The 24618-nt window shown below is 71.6% G+C and carries 22 protein-coding genes and 1 tRNA gene; 17 read left to right on the top strand and 6 right to left on the bottom strand.

Annotation, left to right across the window (positions count from 1 at the left end; all coding sequences use genetic code 11):
• Window positions 1-14: 14 nt before the first annotated feature.
• From QM517_RS05200 to QM517_RS05190, 3 genes are all read left to right on the top strand, one after another.
• Entirely contained in the window at window positions 15-1487 is a 1473-nt protein-coding gene (locus QM517_RS05200; protein WP_283285654.1) for a dihydrolipoamide acetyltransferase family protein, read from the top strand.
• Window positions 1488-1578: 91 nt separating this feature from the next.
• Entirely contained in the window at window positions 1579-2757 is a 1179-nt protein-coding gene (locus QM517_RS05195; protein WP_077050033.1) for an acyl-CoA dehydrogenase family protein, read from the top strand.
• A complete protein-coding gene (locus QM517_RS05190) occupies window positions 2754-3221 on the top strand; it encodes a MaoC family dehydratase (RefSeq protein WP_077050034.1) in 468 nt (155 codons plus the stop codon). The genes QM517_RS05195 and QM517_RS05190 overlap by 4 nt, the downstream gene beginning before the upstream one ends.
• Window positions 3222-3231: 10 nt before the next feature.
• On the opposite strand, the gene QM517_RS05185 is transcribed toward QM517_RS05190, so the two are convergent.
• Together QM517_RS05185 and QM517_RS05180 are read right to left on the bottom strand one after the other, a co-directional pair.
• Window positions 3232-3819, bottom strand: a complete 588-nt coding sequence (locus QM517_RS05185) for a histidine phosphatase family protein (protein ID WP_283285650.1) — start codon at window positions 3817-3819, stop codon at window positions 3232-3234.
• A 59-nt stretch (window positions 3820-3878) separates the two neighbouring features.
• Entirely contained in the window at window positions 3879-4727 is an 849-nt protein-coding gene (locus tag QM517_RS05180; RefSeq protein ID WP_077050036.1) for a Sir2 family NAD-dependent protein deacetylase, read from the bottom strand.
• A 73-nt stretch (window positions 4728-4800) separates the two neighbouring features.
• Between QM517_RS05180 and QM517_RS05175 the strand changes: the two genes are divergently transcribed.
• Window positions 4801-5607, top strand: a complete 807-nt coding sequence (locus tag QM517_RS05175) for a TrmH family RNA methyltransferase (protein WP_283285649.1) — start codon at window positions 4801-4803, stop codon at window positions 5605-5607.
• A gap of 2 nt (window positions 5608-5609) precedes the next feature.
• Here QM517_RS05175 and QM517_RS05170 read toward each other — a convergent pair whose 3' ends face one another.
• On the bottom strand, window positions 5610-6467 hold the full coding sequence (locus tag QM517_RS05170; protein ID WP_283285647.1) for an SGNH/GDSL hydrolase family protein: 858 nt from the start codon (window positions 6465-6467) through the stop codon (window positions 5610-5612).
• Between the two features lie 283 nt (window positions 6468-6750).
• Between QM517_RS05170 and QM517_RS05165 the strand changes: the two genes are divergently transcribed.
• Together QM517_RS05165 and QM517_RS05160 are read left to right on the top strand one after the other, a co-directional pair.
• On the top strand, window positions 6751-8631 hold the full coding sequence (locus QM517_RS05165) for a DEAD/DEAH box helicase (RefSeq protein WP_083734972.1): 1881 nt from the start codon (window positions 6751-6753) through the stop codon (window positions 8629-8631).
• A gap of 155 nt (window positions 8632-8786) precedes the next feature.
• Window positions 8787-9866 (top strand): VIT1/CCC1 transporter family protein, encoded by a 1080-nt coding sequence (locus QM517_RS05160; protein WP_283285643.1) that lies wholly within the window; start codon window positions 8787-8789, stop codon window positions 9864-9866.
• A gap of 209 nt (window positions 9867-10075) precedes the next feature.
• Here QM517_RS05160 and QM517_RS05155 read toward each other — a convergent pair whose 3' ends face one another.
• Window positions 10076-11119 (bottom strand): isopenicillin N synthase family dioxygenase, encoded by a 1044-nt coding sequence (locus QM517_RS05155; RefSeq protein WP_283285641.1) that lies wholly within the window; start codon window positions 11117-11119, stop codon window positions 10076-10078.
• A 158-nt stretch (window positions 11120-11277) separates the two neighbouring features.
• A tRNA-Leu gene (locus tag QM517_RS05150) sits at window positions 11278-11362 on the bottom strand.
• Between the two features lie 139 nt (window positions 11363-11501).
• Here QM517_RS05150 and QM517_RS05145 point away from each other — a divergent pair.
• On the top strand, window positions 11502-12803 hold the full coding sequence (locus tag QM517_RS05145; protein WP_283285639.1) for a M20/M25/M40 family metallo-hydrolase: 1302 nt from the start codon (window positions 11502-11504) through the stop codon (window positions 12801-12803).
• A gap of 8 nt (window positions 12804-12811) precedes the next feature.
• Window positions 12812-13663: an undecaprenyl-diphosphate phosphatase gene (locus QM517_RS05140; RefSeq protein WP_278101553.1), complete on the top strand. Its 852-nt coding sequence runs from the start codon at window positions 12812-12814 to the stop codon at window positions 13661-13663.
• Window positions 13664-13717: 54 nt separating this feature from the next.
• Here the strand turns inward: QM517_RS05140 and QM517_RS05135 are convergent, their stop codons facing one another.
• Window positions 13718-14584 (bottom strand): PAC2 family protein, encoded by an 867-nt coding sequence (locus QM517_RS05135; RefSeq protein WP_077050043.1) that lies wholly within the window; start codon window positions 14582-14584, stop codon window positions 13718-13720.
• 97 nt (window positions 14585-14681) lie between these two features.
• On the opposite strand from QM517_RS05135, the gene QM517_RS05130 reads away from it, so the two are divergent.
• From QM517_RS05130 to lnt, 9 genes are all read left to right on the top strand, one after another.
• Window positions 14682-15374: an HAD family hydrolase gene (locus QM517_RS05130; RefSeq protein WP_283285636.1), complete on the top strand. Its 693-nt coding sequence runs from the start codon at window positions 14682-14684 to the stop codon at window positions 15372-15374.
• Window positions 15371-16396 (top strand): tRNA (adenine-N1)-methyltransferase, encoded by a 1026-nt coding sequence (locus QM517_RS05125; RefSeq protein ID WP_077050045.1) that lies wholly within the window; start codon window positions 15371-15373, stop codon window positions 16394-16396. Before QM517_RS05130 ends, QM517_RS05125 begins: the two co-directional genes overlap by 4 nt.
• A 9-nt stretch (window positions 16397-16405) precedes the next feature.
• A complete protein-coding gene (locus QM517_RS05120) occupies window positions 16406-17353 on the top strand; it encodes an FKBP-type peptidyl-prolyl cis-trans isomerase (protein ID WP_283285633.1) in 948 nt (315 codons plus the stop codon).
• A 26-nt stretch (window positions 17354-17379) separates the two neighbouring features.
• Window positions 17380-18372, top strand: coding sequence for a helix-turn-helix transcriptional regulator (locus QM517_RS05115; protein ID WP_077050047.1), 993 nt, complete (start codon window positions 17380-17382; stop codon window positions 18370-18372).
• Window positions 18369-19352, top strand: coding sequence for a helix-turn-helix transcriptional regulator (locus tag QM517_RS05110; protein WP_077050048.1), 984 nt, complete (start codon window positions 18369-18371; stop codon window positions 19350-19352). Before QM517_RS05115 ends, QM517_RS05110 begins: the two co-directional genes overlap by 4 nt.
• Window positions 19353-19431: 79 nt before the next feature.
• The gene (gene tatA / locus QM517_RS05105; protein WP_077050049.1) at window positions 19432-19686 is read left to right on the top strand and encodes a Sec-independent protein translocase subunit TatA; all 255 of its coding nucleotides are present in this window, start codon (window positions 19432-19434) and stop codon (window positions 19684-19686) included.
• A 63-nt stretch (window positions 19687-19749) separates the two neighbouring features.
• On the top strand, window positions 19750-20508 hold the full coding sequence (gene tatC / locus QM517_RS05100; protein WP_077050050.1) for a twin-arginine translocase subunit TatC: 759 nt from the start codon (window positions 19750-19752) through the stop codon (window positions 20506-20508).
• Window positions 20505-22979, top strand: a complete 2475-nt coding sequence (locus QM517_RS05095; protein ID WP_308208878.1) for a DEAD/DEAH box helicase — start codon at window positions 20505-20507, stop codon at window positions 22977-22979. Before tatC ends, QM517_RS05095 begins: the two co-directional genes overlap by 4 nt.
• 72 nt (window positions 22980-23051) lie before the next feature.
• On the top strand, window positions 23052-24614 hold the full coding sequence (gene lnt / locus QM517_RS05090) for an apolipoprotein N-acyltransferase (protein WP_283285628.1): 1563 nt from the start codon (window positions 23052-23054) through the stop codon (window positions 24612-24614).
• Window positions 24615-24618 lie beyond the last annotated feature (4 nt).

The raw sequence follows: 24618 nt of genomic DNA, 5'->3' as shown, positions 1-24618 counted from the left end.
ACGGAGGGCGCGCGATGATCGCCGAATTCCTGCTTCCCGACCTCGGCGAAGGACTGCCCGAGGCCGAGATCGTGCAGTGGCTCGTCGACGAGGGGGACGAGGTGAGTCTGAACCAGACGATCGCCGAGGTCGAGACGGCCAAGGCGGTCGTGGAGATCCCCTCGCCGTACGCCGGGACCGTGCGGGGGATCCACGCCGCCGCCGGAGACGTCGTGGCGGTGGGTTCGCCCCTGGTGTCCTTCGCGGTGGGAGAGGCGGATGCCACCCCGACCCCGCCCGGGGTTGCGCCCCGGTCCGCGGAGTCCGCCGCCGACACCCCGGCCGCGGACGACGCCGAACCGCGTGTCGCCGACGAACCCCGCACGACGGAACGGGAGTCCGCGCCCGCGGCGACCCCGAACCTCGTCGGCTACGGCGCCGCGCCCGCCTCCGGTGCCCGTCCGCGTCGCCGCCCCCGCGCCGCCGGAACGACCGCCACGGCGGAGATCGAGCACGCGGTGCACCGGTCGGCGCCGCACGACGTCGTGCCCGCGGCGGCGGCGGACTCGGCCCCCGAGCGGCCCCGGTCCACCCCGCCCGTGCGCAAGCTCGCGAAAGACCTCGGCGTCGATCTCGTCCTCGTCGCCGCCGCCTACCCCGGCGACCTGGTGACGCGGGCGCACGTCGAGGAGTTCGCCGCGCGGGCGGCATCCACCGGCGCGGCCTCCGTGGCGCCGACCCCCGCGCGTGCCTCCGCCGATCCGTTCTCCCTCGCGTCGACGGTCCCCCCGGCTGTCTCCTCCGACCCGCGGACCACGCGCACGCCGATCCGCGGGGTGCGCAAGCACACCGCCGCCGCCATGGTGCGCAGCGCCTTCACCGCGCCGCACGCCACGACGTTCCTCACGCTCGACGTCACCGCCACGACGGAGCTCCTCGCTTCGCTCAAGACCGATCGGGCCCTCGACGGCCACCGCATCGGAGTCCTCGCGATCGTGGCGAAGGCGGTGTGCCTCGCTCTCGGGCGCACCCCGGCGCTCAACGCCCGCTGGGACGAGGGGGCGGGCGAGATCGTCGAGCACCACTTCGTGAACCTCGGCATCGCGGCGGCGACCGATCGCGGTCTGGTCGTCCCCGTGGTGCGGGATGCCGACGCCCTGCCGCTCGTCGACCTCGCCGACGCGATCGCCGAGCTCGCCGGCACCGCCCGCGCGGGCCGGACCGCGCCCGCCGACATGACCGGCGGGACGTTCTCGATCACGAACGTCGGCGTCTTCGGCGTGGATGCCGGAACCCCGATCCTCAATCCGGGTGAGGCCGGGATCCTCGCCGTCGGGGCGGTGCGGCGCACCCCGTGGGAGCACCACGGCGAGATCGCGCTGCGAGACGTGCTGACCCTCAGCCTCTCGTTCGACCACCGGCTCGTCGACGGAGCCGAGGCCGCACGCTTCCTCACCGACGTCGCCGGCGTCCTGCGCGAGCCCGGCCGGGCGATGCTCCTGCGGTGACCCGGGCGCGAGGACTCGCGCTCCCAGCCCGCACCCGATTCGAAACGCCGCCTTCGCGGCATCCGTCCCCTCGATCCCCAGGAGGATCCCCGTGAGCATCGACAGCCAGCAGGCCTTCACCGACGACGAGCGCGAGCTCGCCGGGATGGTGCGCGAGTTCGCCGACGAGGTGATCGCGCCGCGTTCCTACGAGGCCGATCGCGCCCATGAGCTGCCGCTCGACATCGTCGCCCAGATGGGGGAGTTGGGGCTGTTCGGGCTGCCGTTCCCCGAGGAGGTCGGCGGCCAGGGCGGCGACTACGCCGCGCTGTGCGTCGCGATCGAGGCGATCGCCCGTGTCGACCAGTCGCTCGCGATCACGCTGGAGGCGGGGGTGGGGCTCGGTGCCATGCCCCTGTACCGGTTCGGCAGCGACGCGCAGAAGGCCGAGTACCTGCCCGATCTCGTCTCCGGGCGCGCCCTCGCCGGGTTCGGCCTGACCGAGGCGGAGGCCGGCAGCGACGCCGGAGCCACGCGCACGACCGCCCGGCTCGACGGCGACGAATGGGTGATCGACGGGTCGAAGCAGTTCATCACCAACTCCGGCACGGCGATCACCAGCTACGTCGCCGTCACCGCCGTCACCGACCGGGGCGGCGACCGCCCCGAGATCTCGACGATCATCGTCCCGCGGGACACCGCCGGCTTCACCGTCGGCCCCGCGTACGACAAGGTCGGCTGGAACGCCTCCGACACGCATCCGCTCACCTTCGACGCCGTACGCGTCCCCGCGGCGAACCTGCTCGGCGAGCGAGGTCAGGGGTTCAAGAACTTCCTGCGCACCCTCGACGAGGGCCGTGTGGCGATCGCGGCGCTCGCGACGGGAGCGGCCGAGGGATGCCTCGAAGCGGCGGTCGACTACGCCCGCAGCCGCACCGTGTTCGGCGAGCGCCTGTCGACGAAGCAGAACGTGCAGTTCACGCTCGCGCGGATGCACGCGCGCGTCCACACCGCGCGTCTGGCCTGGGTGCACGCGGCGCGGCTGTGCGACGCGGGCAAGCCCTTCGCGGTGGACGCGGCCGTGGCGAAGATGACCGCGAGCGACGCGGCCATGGCGAACGCCCGGGACGCGACGCAGATCTTCGGCGGCAACGGCTTCATCAACGAGTACCCCGTCGCGCGGCACTACCGCGACTCGAAGATCCTCGAGATCGGCGAGGGGACGACCGAGGTGCAGCTCCTGGTGATCTCGCGGGCGCTGGGTCTGGCAGGGAGTACCGTTGCCGCATGATCGAGCAGCGGGGCCTGTATCTGGAGGAGTTCGTCGTCGGTGAGCGGTACGGGCATCGCCCCGGACGCACCGTCACCGACGCCGACAACGTCCTGTTCACGACCCTCACGATGAACACGCAGGCCCTCCACCTGGATGCCGCGTACGCGGCGACCCAGCCCTTCGGCAGGCCCCTCGTGAACTCGATGTGGACGCTGTCGACGCTCGTCGGACTCTCGGTGGCGCAGCTGACCCAGGGCACGCTCGTCGCGCAGTTGGGGCTGAGCGACGTGAGCTTCCCCGCGCCCCTGTTCGTCGGCGACACCCTCACCGCCGAGACCGAGGTGGTGTCGGTGCGGCCGTCGGCATCCCGCCCCGGTCAGGGCGTGGTCGTACTCGCGCACACCGGCCGCTCGCAGAACGACGAGGTCGTGGCCACCGCGACCCGCACGGTGCTGGTGTGGTCCCGGGACGCGGCGGGGTGAGGGCCGGGGCTCAGCTCACGACGCCGGCGTAGGCCAGCATCTCCCAGCTCTCGCCGTCCAGACGGAAGACCGTGGCGGAGCAGTTGGGCAGGCGCTCGCCGGCGCGGGGGAACTCCCCGTCGGTGGCGTGCATGATGACCTCGCGGATGAGCGCGCCGTGCGCGACCGCGATGACGTCCACGCCCTCGGGCGTCTCGGCGACGACCTCGGCGATCGCGGCGAGCGCGCGCTCGCGCACGACCGGCCACGCTTCGGCGTTCGGCACCTGGGCGGTGCCCCACGGGCCGAAGGTCGCGTGGAAGGTCGCGGCATCCATGCCCTCGGCGTCGCCGTAGGACCTCTCGCGGAGCCCGGCCAGCCGGCGGCTCACGGTGGTGCCGAGAGCTGCGGCGATGATGTCGGCGGTCTCGGCCGCGCGCGACAGATCGCTCGACACGACGGTCACCTCGCGGCCGGCGTTCTCGGCGGCCAGGATCTCGGCGACGCCCTGGGCCTGGACCCGGCCCGTGTCGTTGAGGGGGATGTCGGTCGAGCCCTGGATGCGTCCTCCGAAGTTCCACGCCGTCTCGCCATGTCGCACCAGAGTCAGAATCGTCACGGTCCGAGCCTACCCGCGGGTGTCGATGCCGTCGCCGCGGGGCGTGCGGCGTCGGGCGGCTAGAGGAGCCCGGGCAGGCGTTCAGCGAAGGCGCCGAGCACGTCGCTCGTGCCGGCGTCGATCTTGACCGCGGCCCGCTGATCGGCCCGGGTCGCCCCGCGGTTGATGATGACGACGGGGAGGCGGCGTCGCCGGGCGCGCTCGACCAGCCGGATGCCGCTGTTGACCACGAGAGACGACCCGGCCACGATCAGCGCCTGGCTGGCGTGCACGAGCTGCTCGGCCTCGCGGAACTTCTCGACGGGGATGTACTCGCCGAAGAACACCACGTCGGGCTTGAGCGTGCCGCCGCACACCGAGCACACCGGCACGACGAAGCCCTCGGCCGAGGCTGGGGTCACATCGCCGTCGGGGCCGAGCTCGACGTTCTCGGGCAGCGTGATCCACGGATTGTCGGCCTCGACCCGTGCCGCGAGATCGCGGCGGTCGAACACCTGACCGCAGTGCAGGCAGCCGACCCGCCGCATCGTGCCGTGCAGCTCGACGACGCGGTGGCTGCCGGCCCGAACGTGCAGACCGTCGACGTTCTGCGTGATGACGCCGTTGGAGACGCCGGCGTTCTCGAGCGCGGCGAGCGCGCGGTGGCCGTCGTTCGGCTCGGCCGCGGCGAACACCTTCCAGCCGAGGTGGCTGCCGACCCAGTAGCGCCGGCGGGCCTCCGCGCTCGCGAGGAACTGCTGCGCCGTCATCGGCGTCCGCGTGGGCGCACCTTTGCCGCGATAGTCGGGGATCCCCGAGTCGGTGGACACCCCGGCACCGGTGAGGACGGCCACGCGACGACCGGCGAGAACCTCGACGGCTCGATCGATGGATGCCATGGTCTCGGCATCCTTCGTCGTGTCCGTCATGCCCACCTCCGTCGGATCGAGTCTAGGACCGCCCGCGGACGCCGTCGCCCGAGGAGGCTGGCAGAGTGGGACGATGTCCGTGATCCCCCTCGACGCCGCCGACGATCCGCGCCTGGCCGACTACCGCGACCTCACCGACGTGTCCTTGCGGCGGGTCTCCGAGCCCGCGGGGGGCCTGTACATCGCGGAGTCCGCGAAGGTGCTGGATCGGGCGCTCCGCGCGGGACATCGTCCCCGCTCCGTGCTCGTGCAGGAGAAGTTCCTCGACGACGCGCTCGCCCTCGTCGGGGAGGACGCCGAGATCTACGTCGTGCCCGCCGAGGTCGCCGAACAGGTGACGGGATACGCCGTGCACCGCGGGCTCCTGGCATCCATGCACCGGCCGGTCCTGGCATCCGTCGAGGAGGTCGTGAAGGACGCGCGGCTCGTCGTCGTACTCGAAGACATCGTCGACCACACCAATATCGGAGCGGCGTTCCGTTCGGCAGCGGCCCTCGGGGCGGATGCCGTGCTCGTCACGCCCCGGTGCGCCGACCCGCTGTACCGGCGGAGCGTGCGGGTGAGCATGGGCACGGTGTTCCAGGTGCCGTGGACCCGGCTTCCGGAGTGGCCCCGGGCGAAGCCCCTGCTGCAGGAGGCGGGGCTGCACCTCGCCGCCCTCGCGCTGTCGGAGGACGCGGTGACGCTCGACGCGTTCTCGGCCGCGGGGCACGAGCGCGTCGCTCTGCTGCTCGGGGCCGAGGGCGACGGGTTGAGCCGTGGGGCGCTCGCCGCGGCCGACACGGTCGTGACGATTCCGATGGCCGGGGGAGTGGACTCGCTCAACGTCGCCGCCGCGAGCGCGGTCGCGCTGTGGGAGTTGGGTCGCGCGCTGCGCTGAGATCAGACCTGCGTCTCGCGGGAGGCGGCGGGGTCCCGGCCCGGGGCGAGGGTGATCACGGGCAGCGGCTCGGGGCGCTTGGGCAGGACGTGGTCGCCCGACGACTCGTGGCGCAGGCGCCGCAGCACCCACGGCACGAGGTACGAGCGTGCCCAGACCAGGTCTTTCTCGCGCGCCGCGCGCCACGTCGTGGGCGTGAGCGCTTCGGGCTGCATGGGCTGGAGGTCGTTGGGGACGTTCAGGGCGCGCAGCACCATGCGAGCGATCTCGTGATGGCCGAGCGTGTTGTAGTGCAGGCGGTCGTCGTCGAAGAAGCGCATGTCCTGCACCTCTTTCAGGCCCCACTGGTCCGCGACGATGCAGTCGTAGCGGTCGGCGATGGAACGGATGTTCTCGTTGTAGATCGCGACCTTCCCCCGGATGCCGCGGAACACCGGCGTGAACTCGGTGTCGATCCCCGTGAAGACGACGAGCGTCGCGCCCCCGCTGCGCAGCCGCACGACGGCATCCTCGAACTGCTGCGAGACCGCGTCGGGGTCGGTGCCGGGGCGGATGACGTCGTTCCCGCCCGCCGAGAACGTGATGAGGTCGGGCTTGAGCGCGAGCGCGGGCTCGATCTGGTCCGAGACGATCTGGCCGATCAGCTTCCCCCGCACGGCGAGGTTGGCGTACGCGAAGTCGTCGACCTGGGAGGCCAGCACCTCGGCGACACGATCGGTCCAGCCGCGGTGCCCGCCGTCGGGCAGCGGGTCGCCGATCCCCTCGGTGAACGAATCGCCGAGGGCGACGAAGCGGCGCCAGGGGTGCGGGCCGGGGTTGTCGAACGGAGACGGGGCGGGCGAGTGCGGATCGAGTGTCATCGAAACCTCCGCTTCCAGGCTAACCCCGGGCTGCGACACGGCAAGGGGCCGCTGCGCTGCGCTGCGACGCGGAGTCCCCGCCATGCGGACTGCCCGGCCGCGTCCGCCTCCGCGGGCACTCACGCATAAACGCGATCCGCGCGCAGAAACACGCTCTCCTCGCGTTTCCGTGCGTGGATCGCGTTTATGCCCGATGGGGCGACGGAACGATGCACAGGGCGACGCCGCGGGGTCGCCGAACCGCCTATCGTGGATGTTCGCGCTCGTGAGGGATGGAGGTTCGATGCTGGAGGAACAGGCTCGCACCCCCGAGGCGTACGACCCGGCCGCGGATGCCGACGAGCACCACTTCGGAAGCTTCGCCGCCGAGCACCTCTCGCCCTCCTTCCCGCAGCGCGCCCCCTGGGGAACGGCCCAGCGCCTGCGCGCCTGGCAGGCCGAGGCGCTCGACCAGTACTTCGGCTCCGACGGGCCGGACGGCGTCGGCAAGGGCCCGCGGGACTTCCTCGCCGCCGCCACCCCGGGCGCCGGTAAGACGACGTTCGCGCTCCGCCTCGCCTCCGAGCTCATGCGCCGCCGCGTCGTCGACCGCATCGTCGTCGTGGCCCCCACCGAGCATCTCAAGACCCAGTGGGCCGAGGCGGGGGCGCGCGTCGGCATCCGCCTCGACCCGTACTTCTCCAACCGGCACGCCACCCCGTCGCGGCAGTACCACGGCGTCGCGGTCACCTACGCGCAGGTGGCCGTGAAGGCCGACGTGCACCAGCGCCTGACGATGGATGCCAGGACCCTGGTGATCCTCGACGAGGTGCACCACGGCGGAGACGCGCTCAGCTGGGGCGACGCGCTGCGCGAGGCCTACGGCCGCGCCACCCGGCGTCTGCTGCTGTCGGGGACGCCGTTCCGCAGCGACACCGCGCCCATCCCGTTCGTGGAGTACCACCCCAACGACAAGGGCATCCGTCTCTCGCGCACCGACTACGCCTACGGCTACCGGCGCGCACTCGACGACGGTGTCGTGCGCCCCGTCTTCTTCCTCGTCTACGCCGGACAGATGCGTTGGCGCACCAAGGCCGGGGAGGAGATGGAGGCCCAGCTCGGGCAGGACAACACCAAAGACATCACCTCGCAGGCCTGGCGCACCGCGCTCGACCCCAACGGCGACTGGATCCCCGCGGTCCTGCGCTCCGCCGACCGGCGCCTCACCGAAGTGCGCGAGACGGTCCCGGATGCCGGTGGCCTCGTCATCGCGACCGACCAGACCGCCGCGCGGGCCTACGCCACGATCCTCGAGGACATCAGCGGCGAGAAGGTCACCGTCGTCCTCTCCGACGAAGCCGAGGCCTCGGGCCGTATCGAGACGTTCTCGAAGGGCACGAGCCGCTGGATGGTCGCGGTCCGCATGGTGTCCGAGGGCGTCGACGTCCCGCGCCTCGCCGTCGGCGTGTACGCCACGAGCGCCTCGACCCCGCTCTTCTTCGCCCAGGCCATCGGCCGCTTCGTCCGTGCCCGGCGGCGCGGTGAGACCGCGAGCGTCTTCCTCCCCAACGTGCCGCAGCTCCTCGCGCTCGCCGGAGAGATGGAGGCCCAGCGCGACCACGCCCTCGACCGCGACAGCGACGCGGACGACCAGTGGAACGCCGAAGAAGACATGATGGATGCCGCCGAGCGCGAGGACAAAGCGTCCGACGCGCTCGAGCAGGAGTTCGAGTACCAGGCCCTCGGCTCGCTGGCCCACTTCGACCGCGTCCTGTTCGACGGGCAGGAGTTCGGTCAGCTCGCCGTCCCCGGCACGGTCGAGGAGGAGGAGTTCCTCGGCATCCCGGGGCTCCTCGAACCCGAACAGGTGCACGAGGTGCTCATGACGCGGGCGTCGCGCCAGTCCCGCCACCGTTCCTCGCGCGAGGCGAAGGAGAAGGCGAGCGGCCAGGAGCCGCCGAGCGTCGACGAGGGCGGACTGCCCCAGCCCCTGCACCGCACGCTCAAAGAGCAGCGGCAGCTCCTCAACAGCCTCGTCGGGCTCTACGCGCGCCAGACCGGCGAGGCGCACGGCCTCGTCCACGCCGAGCTCCGTCGCATCTGCGGCGGACCCGCCGTCTCGCACGCCACCGTCGCGCAGTTGCAGGCGCGCATCGAGGTGCTGCGCAAGCGCGTGCGGTCCTGAGCGCCGCGGATTCGCCCGTCCGAAATGCTGACGCCGAGCCGTCGGCATCCGCGTCTTTCCGGGCTTCGGAAGCCCGAAATGCTGTCAGTATCGGCCGACGCGCCCGGGGGAGGGGATCCCGCGGCCTAACGTGGGGGCCGACCTGAAGGAGAACCGTGACGATCGCCGCCACACCCACCGCCCGCGACCGCCGCCGCTGGGCGCGCTACCTCGTCGACGAGCGCGCCGAGGCCCGCGTGTACCGCGACCTCGCGAGCCGCCGCACCGGCGAGGAGCGCGAGATCCTGCTCGCGCTCGCCGAGGCCGAGGGCCGTCACGAGCAGCACTGGATCGACCTGCTCGGCGACACTCCTCACCGACTTCCCCGCCCGGGCCTGGGCACCACGATGCTCGCCTGGATGGCCCGCCGTTTCGGCTCGATCTTCGTCCTCGCGCTCGCCCAGAACGCCGAGGCGCGCTCGCCGTACGCCGACGAGCCGTACGCGACCGCGCAGATGGCCGCCGACGAGCAGGTGCATCACGAGGTCGTCCGCGGCCTCGCCGCGCGCGGCCGTCGCCGCCTGTCCGGGACGTTCCGCGCCGCCGTGTTCGGTGCGAACGACGGCCTCGTGTCGAACCTCGCCCTCGTGATGGGCGTCGGGGCCACGGGCGTCGCCCCGAGCTTCGTGCTGTTCAGCGGCATCGCGGGCCTCCTCGCCGGCGCCCTGTCCATGGGCGCGGGCGAATTCGTCTCGGTGCGCTCGCAGCGCGAGCTGCTCGAGGCCACCGAGGAGAACGACTACGCCGACGCGGCGCTCCCGCACCTCGACCTGGATGCCAACGAGCTCGCGCTCGTCTACCGCACCCGCGGAATGGATGCCGAGGAGGCCCTCGCCAAAGCGCGCGAGGTGGTCACCGCGGCCCAGGCCGGCACCGCCCCGGCCGCCGCGGCGCCCGGGGAGTCGTCGCACGAGGTCGTCGGAAGCGCGTGGGGCGCGGCGATCTCGAGCTTCCTGTTCTTCGCCTCCGGTGCGATCATCCCCGTGCTGCCGTGGATCTTCGGCATGAGCGGTGTCGGGGCGGTCGCCCTCGCGCTCGGTCTCGTCGGCGTCGCCCTGCTCGGTACCGGCGCGATGGTGGGGCTGCTCTCGGGCGCCTCGCCGCTCAAGCGCGGCCTGCGCCAGCTCGCGATCGGTTTCGGCGCCGCCGCGGTGACGTACGTCCTGGGCCTGCTGTTCGGGGTGTCCGCGGCCTGACGCCCCGGCATCCGCTCGCGCCCGACGTTCTGTCGGCCATAAACGCGATCCACGACGAGAAACGCGCTGACAACGCGTTTATGCGCGCGGATCGCGTTTATGACGGATGCCGAGCGGTGCGGGCCCACGGATCGTCCCGGCGGCCGCGGCCTCGCGCGGCACCTCGGGCGCCATGACGACCCACGCGCCCGGCTAGCCGCGGCTCGCGCTCAGCCGCGGCTCGCGCTGACCCGCGCGGCCTCGCGCACCGCCGACAGGTTCTTCCGGCCCGCGCGCGAACCGGCGAGCTTCGCGGCGATGTGCTGCGCGACCGTCACCGGTTCGTAGAGCGCCGGAGACTCCCGCGTGGCGAAGTGGGGGAGCACCCCGACCACCGCGTCGGCGTTGCCGTCGTGGAAGAAGGCCGCCGACCGGCGCCGCTCGATGGTGCCGTTGATCACGGGAGGCTTGACCCGGTGCAGGGTCGAGAGCCACTTGTCGTTCGTCAGCCGCGCCGCGACGTCGCCGATGTTCACCAGCAGCGCCCCCTCGGCCGGCATGACGTCGTTCCACGACCCGTCGAGCCCCAGCACCTGCAGCCCCGCGACGCGGTCGGCCCACAGCACCGTCACGAGTCCGAAGTCGGTGTGCTCGCCCATTCCGGTCAGCTCGGCGCCCAGCTCGATCGAGCCGGGCGGCAGCGCGTAGTTGTTCATCCGGAGCACATCGATCGAGTGGTCGGTGAGGGCGTCGAACGAGTCGTCGGGCACCCGGAGCGCCGCCGCGAAGACACGGGTCAGCGTCTGCGCCACCCGCCGGGCCTCGTCGTAGTACGCCTCGACCGCGCCGCGGAACGCGGGGGTGATGTCCGGCCACGTGTTCTCGGCGTAGTCCGCGGGGGTCGCCGTCGTGCCGGGGTAGTCGCGCCAGGACGTGCCCACGTTGAACGCCTCGAAGAAGTCGTTCATGCGCGTGACCGGGTCGATGCCGAGGCTGTAGCTCAGCGACTCGCTCTTGGGCGGCGTGTACCCGCGGTTCTCGGCGGCCGGGCGGACGTACTGCTTCTTGGCATCCAGGGGCAGGCCGAAGAAGTCGTCGAGCGCCTCCTCGAGATCGGAGATCACCCGGTCGGGTACGCCGTGCCCGACGATCTGCATGAACCCGACGGTGCGGCAAGCGTGATCGACGGCGGCGACGACGGCCGCGCGGGCCGCCTCGGGTCCGCGGCCGACCCAGGCGGAGATGTCGATGGTGGGAACGTGGAACCGGTACATGTGGCATCCATCCTTCCGGGATGCCTCGACGCTAGATCCGCGATGTCACGGCGGCGTTTCGTCGGTGTCACGGTTGCGCCGGGTCGGGGTCCGCAGCCCTCCCACTCCCGCAGACAACGAAGAAGGCCCCGGACGAATCCGGGGCCTTCTTCGTTCTGTGCGCGAGGGGGGACTTGAACCCCCACGCCCTATACGGGCACTAGCACCTCAAGCTAGCGCGTCTACCTATTCCGCCACCCGCGCATTGGGTGTTGGTCGCTTTCGCAACGAAGAACGACATTACCACGCCCGCGCCGTGCCCCCGAACCGCGGCCGCAACCCGGGCGCGTCCCGCTCGTGGCGTGGACGGGGGAGGGTCCGGCATCCGGGTACCGTAGTGCCCATGTCCGAGCACGATGCCGACCCGCCCGAGGTCGCCCGCGTGGCCGCCGACCTGATCCGCTTCGACACCACCAACTTCGGCGGCGGACGGTCGCGCGGCGAGCGCGAGGCCGCCGAGTACGCCGGCGCGTACCTCGAGGACCTCGGTCTCGACGTCGACTACTACGAGCCGATCGCGCGCCGCACGAACCTCTCGACGCGCGTGCCCGGCCGCAACCGCGACAAGCCCGCGCTGATCCTGCACGGCCACCTCGACGTCGTCCCGGCCGTCGCCGAGGACTGGAGCGTCGACCCGTTCGCGGGCGAGATCCGCGACGGCATCCTGTGGGGCCGCGGCGCGGTCGACATGAAGGACATGGATGCCATGATCCTCACCGCCGTGGCCGACGTGCTGCGCGCGGGGGAGCAGCCCGAACGCGACATCATCGTGACGTTCTTCGCCGACGAGGAGAACGGCGGCGTCGAGGGTTCGGCCCTCGTCGTCCGCGACCGCCCGGAGTGGTTCGCGGGCGCTACCGAGGCGATCAGCGAGGTCGGCGGATACTCGATCACGGTCGACGATCGGCGCGCGTACCTGCTGCAGGTGGGCGAGAAGGCCCTGCTGTGGATCAAGCTCGTCGCGCGGGGCCGCGCCGGACACGGCAGCGCCCTGCACCCCGACAACGCCGTGACCGCGGTCGCGGAGGCCGTCGCCGCCCTCGGCCGGACGCGATGGCCCGTCCGCCTGACCGACGCCACGACGCAGCTCCTCGCGGGTCTCGCCGAGCTCACGGGCGACGACGCGGGCGACCCCGACCTCCTCGCGCAGCGCGCGGGCGCGGCATCCGGGTTCCTCCGCTCGACGCTTCGGACCACGACGAACCCCACGGGACTCACCGCGGGGTACAAGCACAACGTCATCCCCGACCGTGCCGAAGCCCTCATCGACGTGCGGGTGCTGCCCGGTACCGAGGAGGCGGCGCTCGCCGACATCCGCCGCATCGTCGGCCCCGACATCGAGGTCGAGATCGTCCACCAGGACATCGGCCTGGAGGTGCCGTTCGCCGGCGACCTCGTGGACGCCATGGTGGGGCAGCTGGCCCGCCACGACCCCGGCGTCCCGGTGATCCCGTACCTCATGGGCGGCGGCACCGACAACAAGGCCCTGGCCTCCCTCGGAATCTCCGGTTACGGGTTCGCGCCGTTGCGACTCCCGTCCGATCTCGACTTCACCGGGATGTTCCACGGTGTGGATGAGCGCGTCCCCGTCGACGCGCTCGAGTTCGGTCGTCGAGTTCTCGCCGACCTCATCCGGACGTACTGAAGGAACGCATGCAGAACATCTTCGAGGTCATCATCCTCGGGCTCGTGCAGGGCCTGACCGAGTTCCTCCCCATCTCCTCCAGTGCGCACATCCGCATCGTGGGGGAGTTCCTGCCGTCGCAGACCGACCCGGGGGCGACGTTCACCGCGATCACGCAGCTCGGCACCGAGCTGGCGGTGCTGATCTACTTCCGCAAGAAGATCGGCCGGGTCATCTCCCGCTGGTTCGGGTCGCTCACCGGCCGGGTGCCGCGCAACGACCCCGACGCCCGCATGGGGTGGCTGATCATCATCGGCACGATCCCGATCGGGGTGGCCGGGTTCCTCCTGCAGAGCCTCATCCGCGACAACTTCCGCAGCCTCTGGATCACCGCGGTCGTGCTCATCGTCTTCGGCATCCTGCTCGGTCTCGCCGACCACTACGGCAAGCGTCGTCGCGATCTCGATGACCTGACCTACCCGCACGGCCTCGCCTACGGGTTCGCGCAGGCCCTCGCCCTCGTGCCGGGCGTGTCCCGGTCGGGCGCGACCACCACGCTCGGCCGTGCCCTCGGGTACAAGCGCACCGCCGTCGCGGAGTACTCATTCCTCCTCGCCGTCCCCGCGGTGTTCGTCAGCGGGCTGTACGAGCTCTACAAGAGCTTCGACGAGGGGACCGGGCCGTACAACCTCGGCGAGACCGCCCTGGCCACGGTGATCGCGTTCGTGGTGGGCTTCCTCGTGATCGCCTTCCTGATGCAGTACCTCAAGAAGGGCAGCTTCCTGCCGTTCGTGATCTACCGCATCGTCCTCGGCGTCGTGGTCATCGTGCTGCTCCTCACCGGAGTCGTGCCGGCCGAGTCGACGATCATCTCCGGCTGACCCCGCACGCAGCAGAACGGCGCCGCCCCCTCGGGGACGGCGCCGTTCTCGCGTTCAGCGGCGGGGCGGGTCGTCGCGGCCCGGCTTGGTCGGGCCGTCGCCGCCACGGCGCAGGTACCGCTCGAACTCCTGCGCGATGGCGTCTCCCGATGCCTCGGGCGAATCCCACGTGTCGCGGGTCTGCTCGAGCTGGTGGATGTAGTCGCGCATCTCGTCGTCGTCCGCGGCGGCGGCGTCGATCGACGCCTCCCACGCGAGGGCTTCGGCGGCCAGCTCGCCGCGGGGAACCGGGATGCCGGACACGGTTTCGAGGCGGTCCAGCAGCGCGAGCGTGGCCTTGGGGGAGGGCGTGTGCCCCGCGACGTAGTGCGGGACGCTGGCCCAGAGGCTCGCCGTGGGGATGCCGGCGCGCTCGGCCGCGTCGCCGAGTGCGCTCAGGATGCCGACGGGCCCCTCGTAGAGGCTCCGTTCGAGTCCGAGCGACTGGCGGACCGCGTCGTTGTCGCTGCCGGCGAAGACCGAGATCGGGCGGGTGTGCGGGACGTCGGACATCATCGAGCCCAGCGCGACGAAGCCCGTGACGTCCTCGCGGAGCGCCACGTCGACGAACTCGGCGGCGAAGGCCTGCCAGGCGCGGGCGGGCTCGACGCCCGTGAGCAGCCAGATCTCCGGGCCGTCGGTGCGCTCGGCGGGGCGGAGGAGCGTCGCCTCGGGCCACGTGAGCGTGCGGCGACCCTCGGCATCCACTCCGACCTGCGGGCGCGTGTACTGGTAGTCGAAGTACAGCTCGGGGTCGACCGAGTGCACCACCTCGTAGTCGCCGCCGGCGCGCAGCATCGACGCCGCGGCCGAGGCCGCCTCTCCGGCGTCGTTCCACCCGTCGAAAGCGGCGACGATGATCCGGCGACCCAGTGCGTCCACGCAACCTCCTCTGCCCCTGCGGGGCTGGATATCCAGGATAGGCGCATGCGCCCGGGGGAGCGCGAGGCGGCCGCCGGGCGCTCGATACGATGGAACGATGACTTCCCCCGCCCCCGCCGCCGTCCTGTGGGACATGGACGGCACCCTGGTCGACACCGAACCTTTCTGGATGGCGGCGGAGACCCCCCTCGTGGAGCGCTTCGGCGGCACCTGGTCGCACGCGCAGGCGCTGGGCATGGTCGGGCTCGCCCTCGAGGACTCCGCCCGCCTGCTGCAGAACGCCGGGGTCCCCTGGGGCGTCGACGAGATCATCGCGCACCTGACCGACGAGGTGCTGCGGCAGCTCGCCGTGGAGGGCGTGCCCTTCCGGCCCGGCGCGCGCGAACTGCTCGCCGACCTCCGCCGCGCCGGCGTCAAGACCGCCCTCGTGACGATGTCGATGCGGCGCATGGCGCTCTCGGTCGTCGACCTGATCGACTTCCCCGCGTTCGACGTCGTCGTCGCCGGTGACGACGTCGAACGGCCCAAGCCCCACCCCGATCCCTACCTCCAGGCGGCCGACGCCCTCGGCGTCTCGATCGTCGACACCGTCGCGATCGAGGACTCGCCCAACGGTCTGCGCTCGGCGATCGCCAGCGGCGCGGTCACCCTCGGCGTCCCGCTCATGGTGCCGCTCGACGGGGTCGGGGCCCACGACCTCTGGCCGACGTTGGAGGGACGCGGCGCCGCGGACCTCGCGACCCTCCACTTCACCCACGCAGCCGCGCCGAACCCGCAGGAGACCCGATGAGCGAGACCCCGCACCTGAGCGGACCCTTCCGGGTCGGCGATCGCGTGCAGCTGACCGGGCCCAAGGGCCGGATGCACACGATCACGCTGCGCGAGAACGGCGAGCTCCACACCCACAACGGCGTCCTCAAGCACGAACTCCTCGTGGGCCAGCCCGACGGCAGCGTCGTCACGAACAGCTCCGGTCACGACTATCTGGCGCTGCGGCCGCTTCTGCGCGACTTCGTGATGTCGATGCCGCGGGGAGCGGCGATCGTCTATCCGAAGGACGCGGCGCAGATCCTGTCGCAGGCCGACATCTTCCCCGGCGCGACGGTCGTGGAGGCGGGCGTCGGTTCGGGCGCGCTGTCGCTGTGGCTGCTGCGTGCCATAGGTCCGAGCGGGCGCCTGGTGTCGTTCGAGCGCCGCGAGGAGTTCGCGGACGTGGCGCGCGCCAACGTCGAGACGTTCCTCGGCGCGACCCCCGCCACGTGGGAGGTCGTCGTCGGCGACCTCGTCGAGAACCTCCCGGATGCCGTCGCCCCGGCATCCGTCGATCGTGTCGTGCTCGACATGCTCGCGCCGTGGGAGTGCATCGACGCCGCGGCCGACGCGCTCACCCCCGGAGGCGTCGTGCTCTGCTACGTCGCCACCGCGACCCAGCTGAGCCGCGTCGCGGAGTACATCCGCGCCACGGGGCTGTTCACCGACCCGGATGCCTCCGAGACCATGGTCCGCGGCTGGCACGTCGAAGGACTCGCGGTCCGCCCCGACCACCGCATGGTCGCGCACACCGGTTTCCTGCTCACCGCCCGCCGTCTCGCCCCGGGCGCCGTCCCGCCCGAGGTCAAGCGCCGCGCATCGAAGTCGAGCTACGGCGACGAGGACGTCGAGCTGTGGACCCCCGGCGCCGTCGGCGACCGCGAGATCACCGACAAGAACCTCCGCAAGCGCGTGCGGGAGGCCCAGAAGGCCGCCGACGGTGTCCGCCACCGCGAAGGCGACCCCGCGGGCGCGACGGAGACACCCGACGCGAACGCCTAAACTGATCCGGTGCGCAGACTCCCCGCCCTCGTCGCCGTGACCGCCCTGGCCGCCATCGGCCTCGTCGGATGCTCGGCATCCCCCGCCGCGTCCTGCTCGGATCCCACCGACAGCGCCATCGGGGCCGCGGTCCAGGCCGACGGCGACTTCGGCACGGCGCCCACGGTCTCCGTGCGTTCCCCCTTCCTTCCCGAGCAGTCCGGCGCGCAGACGCTCATCCCCGGCGACGGCGAGCGCCTCACCGTCGACAACCAGCTCGCCCTGGTCGATGTGACGGTGTTCGACGCGACCACCGGTGAGAAGCTGGTCGCCACCCCGTACAAGTCCGACGTCGCCTCGGCGACGCCCCTGTCGAGGCTCGCGCAGTCGATCCCCGCCATCGCGCCGCTGCTGCACTGCGCGGCGGAGGGCTCCCGCGTGGCGGTGGCGATCCCCGGCTCCGACCTCGGCGCCCAGGGCGCCCAGGCCCTCGGCGTGAACGAGGGTGACGGTGCGGTCTTCGTCTTCGACCTCCGCCGGGTGTTCCTGCCGGCGGCGAACGGCGCCGATCAGTTCAACGCCGATTCGGGCATGCCCTCCGTCGTGCGCGCGCCCGACGGTCAGCCGGGTGTGGTCATCCCCGCCGGCGACGCTCCCACCGAGGCGCGGTCGCAGACCATCAAGAAGGGCTCGGGCGAAGAGGTGACCGCCGACTCGTCGGTCGTGATCCACCTGCAGGGCATCGCGTGGGGGGCCACGACCACGTTCGCCTCCACCTGGGACAACGGCGCACCCGGGCAGGCGGCGGTGTCGGCACTGCCGCCCGCGCTCGCCTCCGCGCTCGAGGGCCAGACCGTCGGCTCCCAGGTGCTGGTCGTCGTGCCCGCTGACCAGACGGAGGCCGACCAGCAGGCGTTGCAGGCGCCCGCGGACAAGGCGCTCGTCTACGTCGTGGACATCCTCGGCGTCGTCGGCTGACCGACCACCGCGCCTAGGATGGGCGGGTGTCCGCCACCTCGTCCCGACCCGCTCCGGAGGAGCGTCTGGTCAACCTCGTCGTCGCCCTCATGGCGACCGAACAGGGGCTGACCAAAGAGACGATCCTGTCGTCGGTGGCCGGCTACCGCGAGCAGTGGGAGGCCGGGGCGTCCAAGGACGCGCTCGAGAAGATGTTCGAGCGCGACAAGGAGAATCTGCGCGGACTCGGCGTTCCGATCGAGACGATCGGCGACCGCGCCGACCCCGAAGACCTGCGCGAGGCCCGCTACCGCGTGCCGACCGCCGAGTACGCCCTCCCCGAAGACATCTCCTTCAGCCCGGCCGAGGTCGCGCTGCTCAACATCGCCGGCAGCGTCTGGGGGAGCGAATCGCTCTCCGCCGACGCGCGCAGCGGACTGCGCAAGATCCGCGCGCTCGGCATCCCGGTCGACGAACCGATCATCGGCTACGCGCCGCGCATCCGGGCCCGGGATGCCGCCTTCCCCGCGCTCCAGCGCGCGATCGAGCAGTGCCGCGTCGTCACGTTCAGCTACCTGCGTCCGGGCGACGCGCGGTCGCGGGAGCGTCGCATCCGTCCTCTGGCCCTGCTGGAGTACGAGGCGCGGTGGCACGTCTTCGGCTTCGACCTGACGATGGATGCCGAGCGCACGTTCCTGCTCTCGCGCATCGTCGGCGACGTGACGGTGACGCGCGAACGCTTCGACGAGGTGCTCCGGGTCGGTGCGGGGGAGCGGGCCCTCGCCGGTCTCGAGGAGGTCGCGCGACGACAGCGGGCGCTGCTGGAGGTGCATCCCGGCACCGAGGCCGCGTTGCGGCTGTCGCGTCGCGCCGAGTCCGCGCCGCAGGGCATCGTCGTCCCGTACGTCGATCTCCACGTGTTCGCCGACGAGCTCGCGTCGTACGGGCCCGAGGTCCGCGTCGTGGCACCCGACGACCTCCGCGACCAGGTGATCCGGCGTCTGACCGCGACGCTGGCGCTGCACGGGGGTGCCGCGTGAGTTCCGACCGCGCCCTTCCCGCGCTCGATCGAGCCGCCCTGCTCCTCCAGCTCGTGCCGTACATCGTCGGCAAGGGCGAGGTGTCCATCGCCGAAGCCGCGGCCGACTTCGACGTCACCGCCGACCAGATGCGGGCGATGGTCGAGCGTCTCACCGTCATCGGACTGCCCGGCGAGGGCGGCTACTGGCAGCTCCCGAACGAACTGTTCGACATCGACTGGGATCTGCTCGACCGAGACGACGTCATCTCGATCACGAACACGGTCGGACTCGAGCGGTCGCCGCGGCTCACCGCCCGCGAGGCCGCCGCTCTGCTCGCGGGTCTCCAGCTGACCCGGACGCTCCCCGGCGTGGGGGACAGCGCGCTCGTCACGGGCCTGCTGGCGAAGCTGCGGCGCGGTGCGTCGTCGACCCCGCCCGCGGTGATCGTCGCGCCGGGCCCCGTGGACGGCGTCCGCGATGTGGTCGACCGGGCTCTGCGCCGGCGCGTGGCGGTGTCGTTCACCTACCGCGCCCCGGGCACCGGCCCCACCATCCGTACCGTCGACCCCATCAAGGTGCACATCGCCGGCGGGCAGTGGTACCTGCAGGGATGGTGCCACACGCGCGAGGCGGTGCGGACGTTCCTCCTCGAGCGCGTCTCCGATCCCGAGCTCACCGACATCCCGGCCGTCCACGGCGCCGACCCCGTGCCCGAGCTGTTCGCCCCCTCCGACGACGAGGTCGTCGCGCGTTTCCGGTTCCCGCGTGCGGTGGCGCCTCTGCTGTCGGACTACCTCGAGCGCGCCACCATCGAGGGCGAGGGCGACGTTGCCGTCGCGTCGCTCCGTCTGGCCGACGAGCAGAGCCTGAAGCGCCTCGCCGCCCGCCGTGGCGGCGAGGTCGAGCTGATCGAGCCGACCGGTGCCCGCGCGGCCGCGGCCGCGTGGGCGGCGGCGGGTCTCGCCCAGTACGGCGGCGATGTGTCGCCCGAGGGGTGAACCCTGGGTGCTCTCCGGCCGTCGCCGGGGAGCACGGGCTACACTGAGAGTCACGCCCGAACGAGACTGAGGAGTCCTCATGCTAGGCAATCTGAACGGATGGCACCTGCTGATCGTTCTCGCGGTCATCCTGCTGCTGTTCGGTGCCGCGAAGCTCCCCGCCCTGGCCAAGAGCATGGGCCAGTCGGCTCGCGTCTTCCGGAGCGAGATGAAGGAGATGAAGCGCGACGACGAGGTCGCCGCGCCGTCTCCCGAGGCGCCCCGCGCGACGGACGCCGGCACCGCTTCCTCGGTGGCGCCCGAGAAGCGCGCGCCGAACGACACTTCCGCCTGACACGTGGCAACGGCAGGCCCGCCGCGGATCGACGTCCCGGAAGGACCGCGGCGCGACAAGCGCATGTCGATCGGCGCTCACCTCGTCGAACTTCGCAAGCGGCTGGTGATCGCCGCTCTCGGCCTCGTCATCGGAATGGTGATCGCGTTCATCATCACCGATCCGGTGATCCAACTGATCACCGAGCCGATCCGCGTGATCAACGAACAGCGTGGTGACGCGCAGTCGATGCTGAACTTCCCGACGGTGACGTCGGCGTTCGATCTGCGCATCCGGATCGCGTTCACGATCGGCATCTTCCTGTCCGCGCCGGTGTGGATCTGGCAGATCTGGGCCTTCGTGGTTCCCGGGCTCACGCGCAAAGAGATCCGCTACACGGCGAGCTTCGTCGGTGCGGCCATCCCGCTGTTCTTCGCGGGATGCTGGGTCGGCCTCCTGATCGTCCCCCACGTGATCGAGCTGATGGCCGGCTTCACGCCGGACGGGGCCGCGAACCTGTTCAGCGCCACCGAGTACTACGACTTCGTGTTCAAGCTCATGCTCGTCATCGGTGTCGCCTTCGTCCTGCCGGTGTTCCTCGTCGCGCTCAACGTCGCGGGCGTCCTGACCGGCAAGGCGATCCTCAAGGGGTGGCGCGTCGCCATCATCGTCGCGACGGTCTTCGCCGCACTGGCGACTCCGGCCGCCGACGTCATCAGCATGGTGATGCTCGCCGGCATCCTGGTCGTGCTCTTCTTCGCCGCCGCGGGGGTATCCCTGCTCTTCGACCGGCGCAAGGCCAAGCGCCTCGACGCGATGGGTCTGCCAGGATCGATCGTGTGAGCGGACTCGGCGCGGCAGATCGATTCGCGCGGGCCTCGGCCCGTGCCCAGCACCCTCTGACCGCCGATTTCGCGGAGTCGCAGCGGTTCGACCTCGATCCTTTCCAGATCGCAGGATGCCAGGCCCTCGAAGACGGTCGGAGCGTGCTGGTCGCGGCCCCCACCGGCGCGGGGAAGACGATCGTCGGCGAGTTCGCCATCCACCTGGCGATGCTCGAGCCCGGCGACAAGGCGTTCTACACCACCCCCATCAAGGCGCTCTCGAACCAGAAGTTCCACGAGCTCCAAGAGGTCTACGGCGACGACGAGGTGGGGCTGCTCACCGGCGACACCAACATCAACGCCTCCGCGCGCATCGTGGTCATGACGACCGAGGTGCTGCGCAACATGCTCTACGCCGATTCCCCGGCGCTGCGCGGACTGCGGTTCGTCGTGATGGACGAGGTGCACTACCTCGCCGACCGCTTCCGCGGAGCGGTGTGGGAAGAGGTCATCATCCACCTGCCGCGATCGGTGAAGCTCGTCTCGCTCTCGGCCACCGTCTCGAACGCCGAGGAGTTCGGCGACTGGCTCGACACCGTTCGCGGCGACACCGCGGTCATCGTGTCCGAGACGCGGCCCGTGCCGCTCGAGCAGCACGTCCTCGTCCGGGGAGATCTGCTGCCGCTCTTCGACGATCGCGCCGGTGTCGCCACCGCGCAGGTGAACCAAGAGCTTTTGCGCATCCGCGGCGGTCACGCAGCGACCTACGAGAGCAACCGGCGCGCGCAGGAGTACCGTTCCGCACGCCACGCCGGCGGGCGGCGTCAGCCGCGCGGAGGACAGCGGCCGCTGCGCGCGGCGCAGGCCCCGCGGATGGAGCGGATCGATCGTCCGCAGGTCGTCGACCTGCTGCGTCGGAATCATCTGCTCCCGGCGATCTTCTTCATCTTCAGCCGCGCCGGCTGCGACGCGGCGGTGCAGCAACTGCGGCGTGCGGATGTGCGACTGACCACCCCCGAGGAACGTTCCGAGATCCGCCGCGTGGTGGAAGAGCTGACGTTCGCGCTCAAGGACGAGGACCTCGCGGTCCTGCACTTCTGGGAGTGGCGCGAGAACCTCGAGCGGGGTATCGCGGCGCACCACGCCGGACTCCTGCCGGCTTTCAAGGAGGTCGTCGAGGAGCTGTTCCGCCGCAAGCTCGTCAAGGTGGTCTTCGCGACCGAGACGCTCGCGCTCGGCATCAACATGCCCGCCCGCACCGTGGTGCTGGAGAAGCTCGAGAAGTTCAACGGCGAGGCACGCGTCGCCATCACCTCGGGGGAGTACACGCAGCTGACCGGCCGTGCGGGTCGCCGCGGCATCGACGTCGAGGGTCACGCGGTGGTGCAGTGGACCGAAGGGCTCGAACCCCAGTCCGTCGCCGCCCTCGCCTCGCGTCGCACGTATCCGTTGAACTCGAGCTTCCGCCCGACGTACAACATGGCCGTCAACCTCATCGATCGGTTCGGTCGCGCTCGCGCCCGCGAGATCCTCGAGTCCTCGTTCGCGCAGTTCCAGGCCGACCGTTCGGTCGTCGGGCTCGCGCGCCAGGTGAAGGAGGCCGAGGAGTCGCTCGCCGGGTACGAGACCGCGATGACCTGCGATCGCGGCGATTTCCGCGAGTACTCCACGATCCGCCGCGAGCTGTCCGACCTTGAGAAGATCAACCGCCGCGACGCGACGGCGCCGCGCCGTCTGCGCGACGAGCGGCAGCAGCAGATCCAGTCGTTGCGGCGGCGGATGCAGCGGCATCCCTGTCACTCCTGCCCCGACCGCGAGGCGCACGCCCGCTGGGCCGAGCGGTACTGGAAGCTCAAGCGCTCCACCGACAAGACGCGCCAGCAGATCGACCAGCGCACGGGAACCGTGGCGCGTGTATTCGACCGCGTCGTCGACGTTCTCACGGCGCTGGAGTACGTCGAGATCGATGACGACGGGGTCACCACGCTCACCCCAGCCGGCCGCACCATGCGCCGCATCTACGGCGAGCGCGATCTGCTCGTGGCGGAGTCGCTCCGGCAGGGGCTCTGGAACGCGCTCGACGCTCCCTCGCTCGCCGCCCTCGCCTGCTGTCTCGTGTACGAGCCGCGCCGCGACGAGGCGGGACCGGGGGAGCGGGGTCTCCCGCGAGGACCCTTCCGCGCGGCGCTGGATGCCACGCAGACGCTGTGGCAAGAGCTCGACGACCTCGAACGCGACCACCGTCTGCCCGGGTCGGAGACGCCCGCGTCGGGGCTCGCCCCCGCGATGCACGGCTGGGCACGCGGGCTGCCGCTGGACAGCGTGCTCACGCTCGCCGACATGGCCGCCGGCGACTTCGTGCGGTGGGCGAAGCAGACGATCGATCTCCTCGACCAGATCTCTCTCGTGGCCGAGCCGAAGCTCGCGAAGACGGCGCGGACCGCGCTGGACTCGGTGCGCCGGGGCATCGTCGCCTACACCTCGGCGTAGCGGCGTCCTCGGCCCCGCACGGGTCGTCCGCACCTCGCCGACGTCGTCCGCCTCGCCGCTTAGGCTGGACGGGTGCCCCTCGCCGACGCGCCGCGACCGATCCTCCGTCTCGCCTTCGCCGCGCCGCTGTCGACGGCCGCGGGTCTGCTGCTGGTCGCCGCATTCCCCGCGCCCGCGCTCTGGCCGGTGGCGTTCCCCGCGGTGGCGATGGCCCTGGTGGCCCTCGCCGGGCGGCGCGTGTGGTCGGCCGTGCTCGTCGGGTTCCTCTTCGGCGCGGCGTTCTTCTCGGTGAACCTCCTCTTCACGGCGCGGTACCTCGGCCCGATCCCGTGGATCGCCCTCTCGGTGCTCGAGTCGCTGCTGACCGCCGCGTTCGCGGTCCCGATCGCGCTGGCGTATCGATGGATGCCGCGGATCGCGCCGGGGTCCTGGGGTCGACTGGTGCTGCTGCCGACGCTGGTCGCGGCGCTGTGGACCCTCAGGGAGCAGATCGTCGGCTCGTGGCCGTACGGCGGCTTCCCGTGGGGGCGCATCGGAGTGTCGCAGGTGAACGGCCCGTTCGCGGAGGTCGCGTCCTGGGTGGGGATGTCGGGGCTCAGCTTCCTCGTGGTCCTCTTCTGCGCGATGGTGATCGAATACGTCCGACGCGCGCGTTTCCGTCGTCCGCTCGCTGCTCTCCCCGCGGCCCTGGTGCTCGTGGTCCTGGTGGCGCTGCCGCAGTTCCCGACCGCCGAGGCGGGTTCGATGCGCGTCGGCGCGGTGCAGGGCAACGGCCCGGCGGGCTACTTCGACCAGCGCGAGCGCAACGCGGTGCTGAACGCGCAGTTGTCGGCATCCGCCCCGCTCTTCGGCCAGGACATGGACGTGCTGCTGTGGCCGGAGGGCGGCGTCGATTCGGACCCGACCCGCAACGCGGCGACCGCGGCCGTGCTCGAGGAGTTGTCGCGGCGCGTCGACGCGCCGCTTCTGGTCTCGGCGGTGACCGAGCGCGGGCCGAGCCTGTACAACTCGGCGCTGCTGTGGACCGCGGACGGCCGGCCGCAGCGGACCTACGACAAGCGCAACCCCGTCCCGTTCGGCGAGTACGTGCCCGACCGGGCGTTCTGGGAGCCGTTCGCTCCGGACCTCATCGGACTCATCGGCCGCGAGTACACGCCGGGTACGGCAAGCCCCGTGTTCGACGTGAACGGGGTCGGTGTCGGACTCGCGATCTGCTTCGACGTGATCTACGACGACGTCGTCTGGGACGGTGCGGATCAGGGCGCCCAGGTGTTCATGTTCCAGACGAACAACGCCGACTTCCGCGGGACCGACGAGAACCTGCAGCAGCTCGCGTTCGCCCGCATGAGGGCCATCGAGACGGGGCGCTCGGTCGTCAACCTCTCGACGGTCGGCACCAGCCAGGTGATCGCCCCCGACGGGGCGACGCTCGACCAGCTCCCCGTGGACGTGGCCGGACACATGCTCACCGATGTGCCGCTGCGGACAGGGCTCACCCCGGCCGTCGTGATCGGCCCGGCGGTCAAGATCGTCCTGGGGTGGGGGAGTCTCCTCGCCCTCGTGGCGTTGGGCGTGGGCGTCATGGTCCGCGGGCGCACGAACAAGACGCCGGCTCCCGAGGGAACCGGCGCCTGAATCC

This window comes from Microbacterium sp. IEGM 1404 (assembly GCF_030056775.1).
In the GTDB taxonomy this organism is placed as follows: Bacteria; Actinomycetota; Actinomycetes; order Actinomycetales; family Microbacteriaceae; genus Microbacterium.
This window is presented reverse-complemented; position numbering and strand designations above follow the sequence as displayed.

Excerpts from the sequence above, each read along its gene's own strand:
- QM517_RS05145 (WP_283285639.1), top strand. The coding sequence starts at position 11,502 with ATGTCCGAGCACGATGCCGACCCGCCCGAGGTCGCCCGCGTGGCCGCC.
- QM517_RS05170 (WP_283285647.1), bottom strand. The coding sequence starts at position 6,467 with ATGACACTCGATCCGCACTCGCCCGCCCCGTCTCCGTTCGACAACCCC.
- QM517_RS05190 (WP_077050034.1), top strand. The coding sequence starts at position 2,754 with ATGATCGAGCAGCGGGGCCTGTATCTGGAGGAGTTCGTCGTCGGTGAG.
- QM517_RS05155 (WP_283285641.1), bottom strand. The coding sequence starts at position 11,119 with ATGTACCGGTTCCACGTTCCCACCATCGACATCTCCGCCTGGGTCGGC.
- tatA (WP_077050049.1), top strand. The coding sequence starts at position 19,432 with ATGCTAGGCAATCTGAACGGATGGCACCTGCTGATCGTTCTCGCGGTC.
- QM517_RS05175 (WP_283285649.1), top strand. The coding sequence starts at position 4,801 with ATGTCCGTGATCCCCCTCGACGCCGCCGACGATCCGCGCCTGGCCGAC.
- tatC (WP_077050050.1), top strand. The coding sequence starts at position 19,750 with ATGTCGATCGGCGCTCACCTCGTCGAACTTCGCAAGCGGCTGGTGATC.
- QM517_RS05130 (WP_283285636.1), top strand. The coding sequence starts at position 14,682 with ATGACTTCCCCCGCCCCCGCCGCCGTCCTGTGGGACATGGACGGCACC.
- QM517_RS05125 (WP_077050045.1), top strand. The coding sequence starts at position 15,371 with ATGAGCGAGACCCCGCACCTGAGCGGACCCTTCCGGGTCGGCGATCGC.
- QM517_RS05165 (WP_083734972.1), top strand. The coding sequence starts at position 6,751 with ATGCTGGAGGAACAGGCTCGCACCCCCGAGGCGTACGACCCGGCCGCG.
- QM517_RS05180 (WP_077050036.1), bottom strand. The coding sequence starts at position 4,727 with ATGACGGACACGACGAAGGATGCCGAGACCATGGCATCCATCGATCGA.
- QM517_RS05200 (WP_283285654.1), top strand. The coding sequence starts at position 15 with ATGATCGCCGAATTCCTGCTTCCCGACCTCGGCGAAGGACTGCCCGAG.
- QM517_RS05140 (WP_278101553.1), top strand. The coding sequence starts at position 12,812 with ATGCAGAACATCTTCGAGGTCATCATCCTCGGGCTCGTGCAGGGCCTG.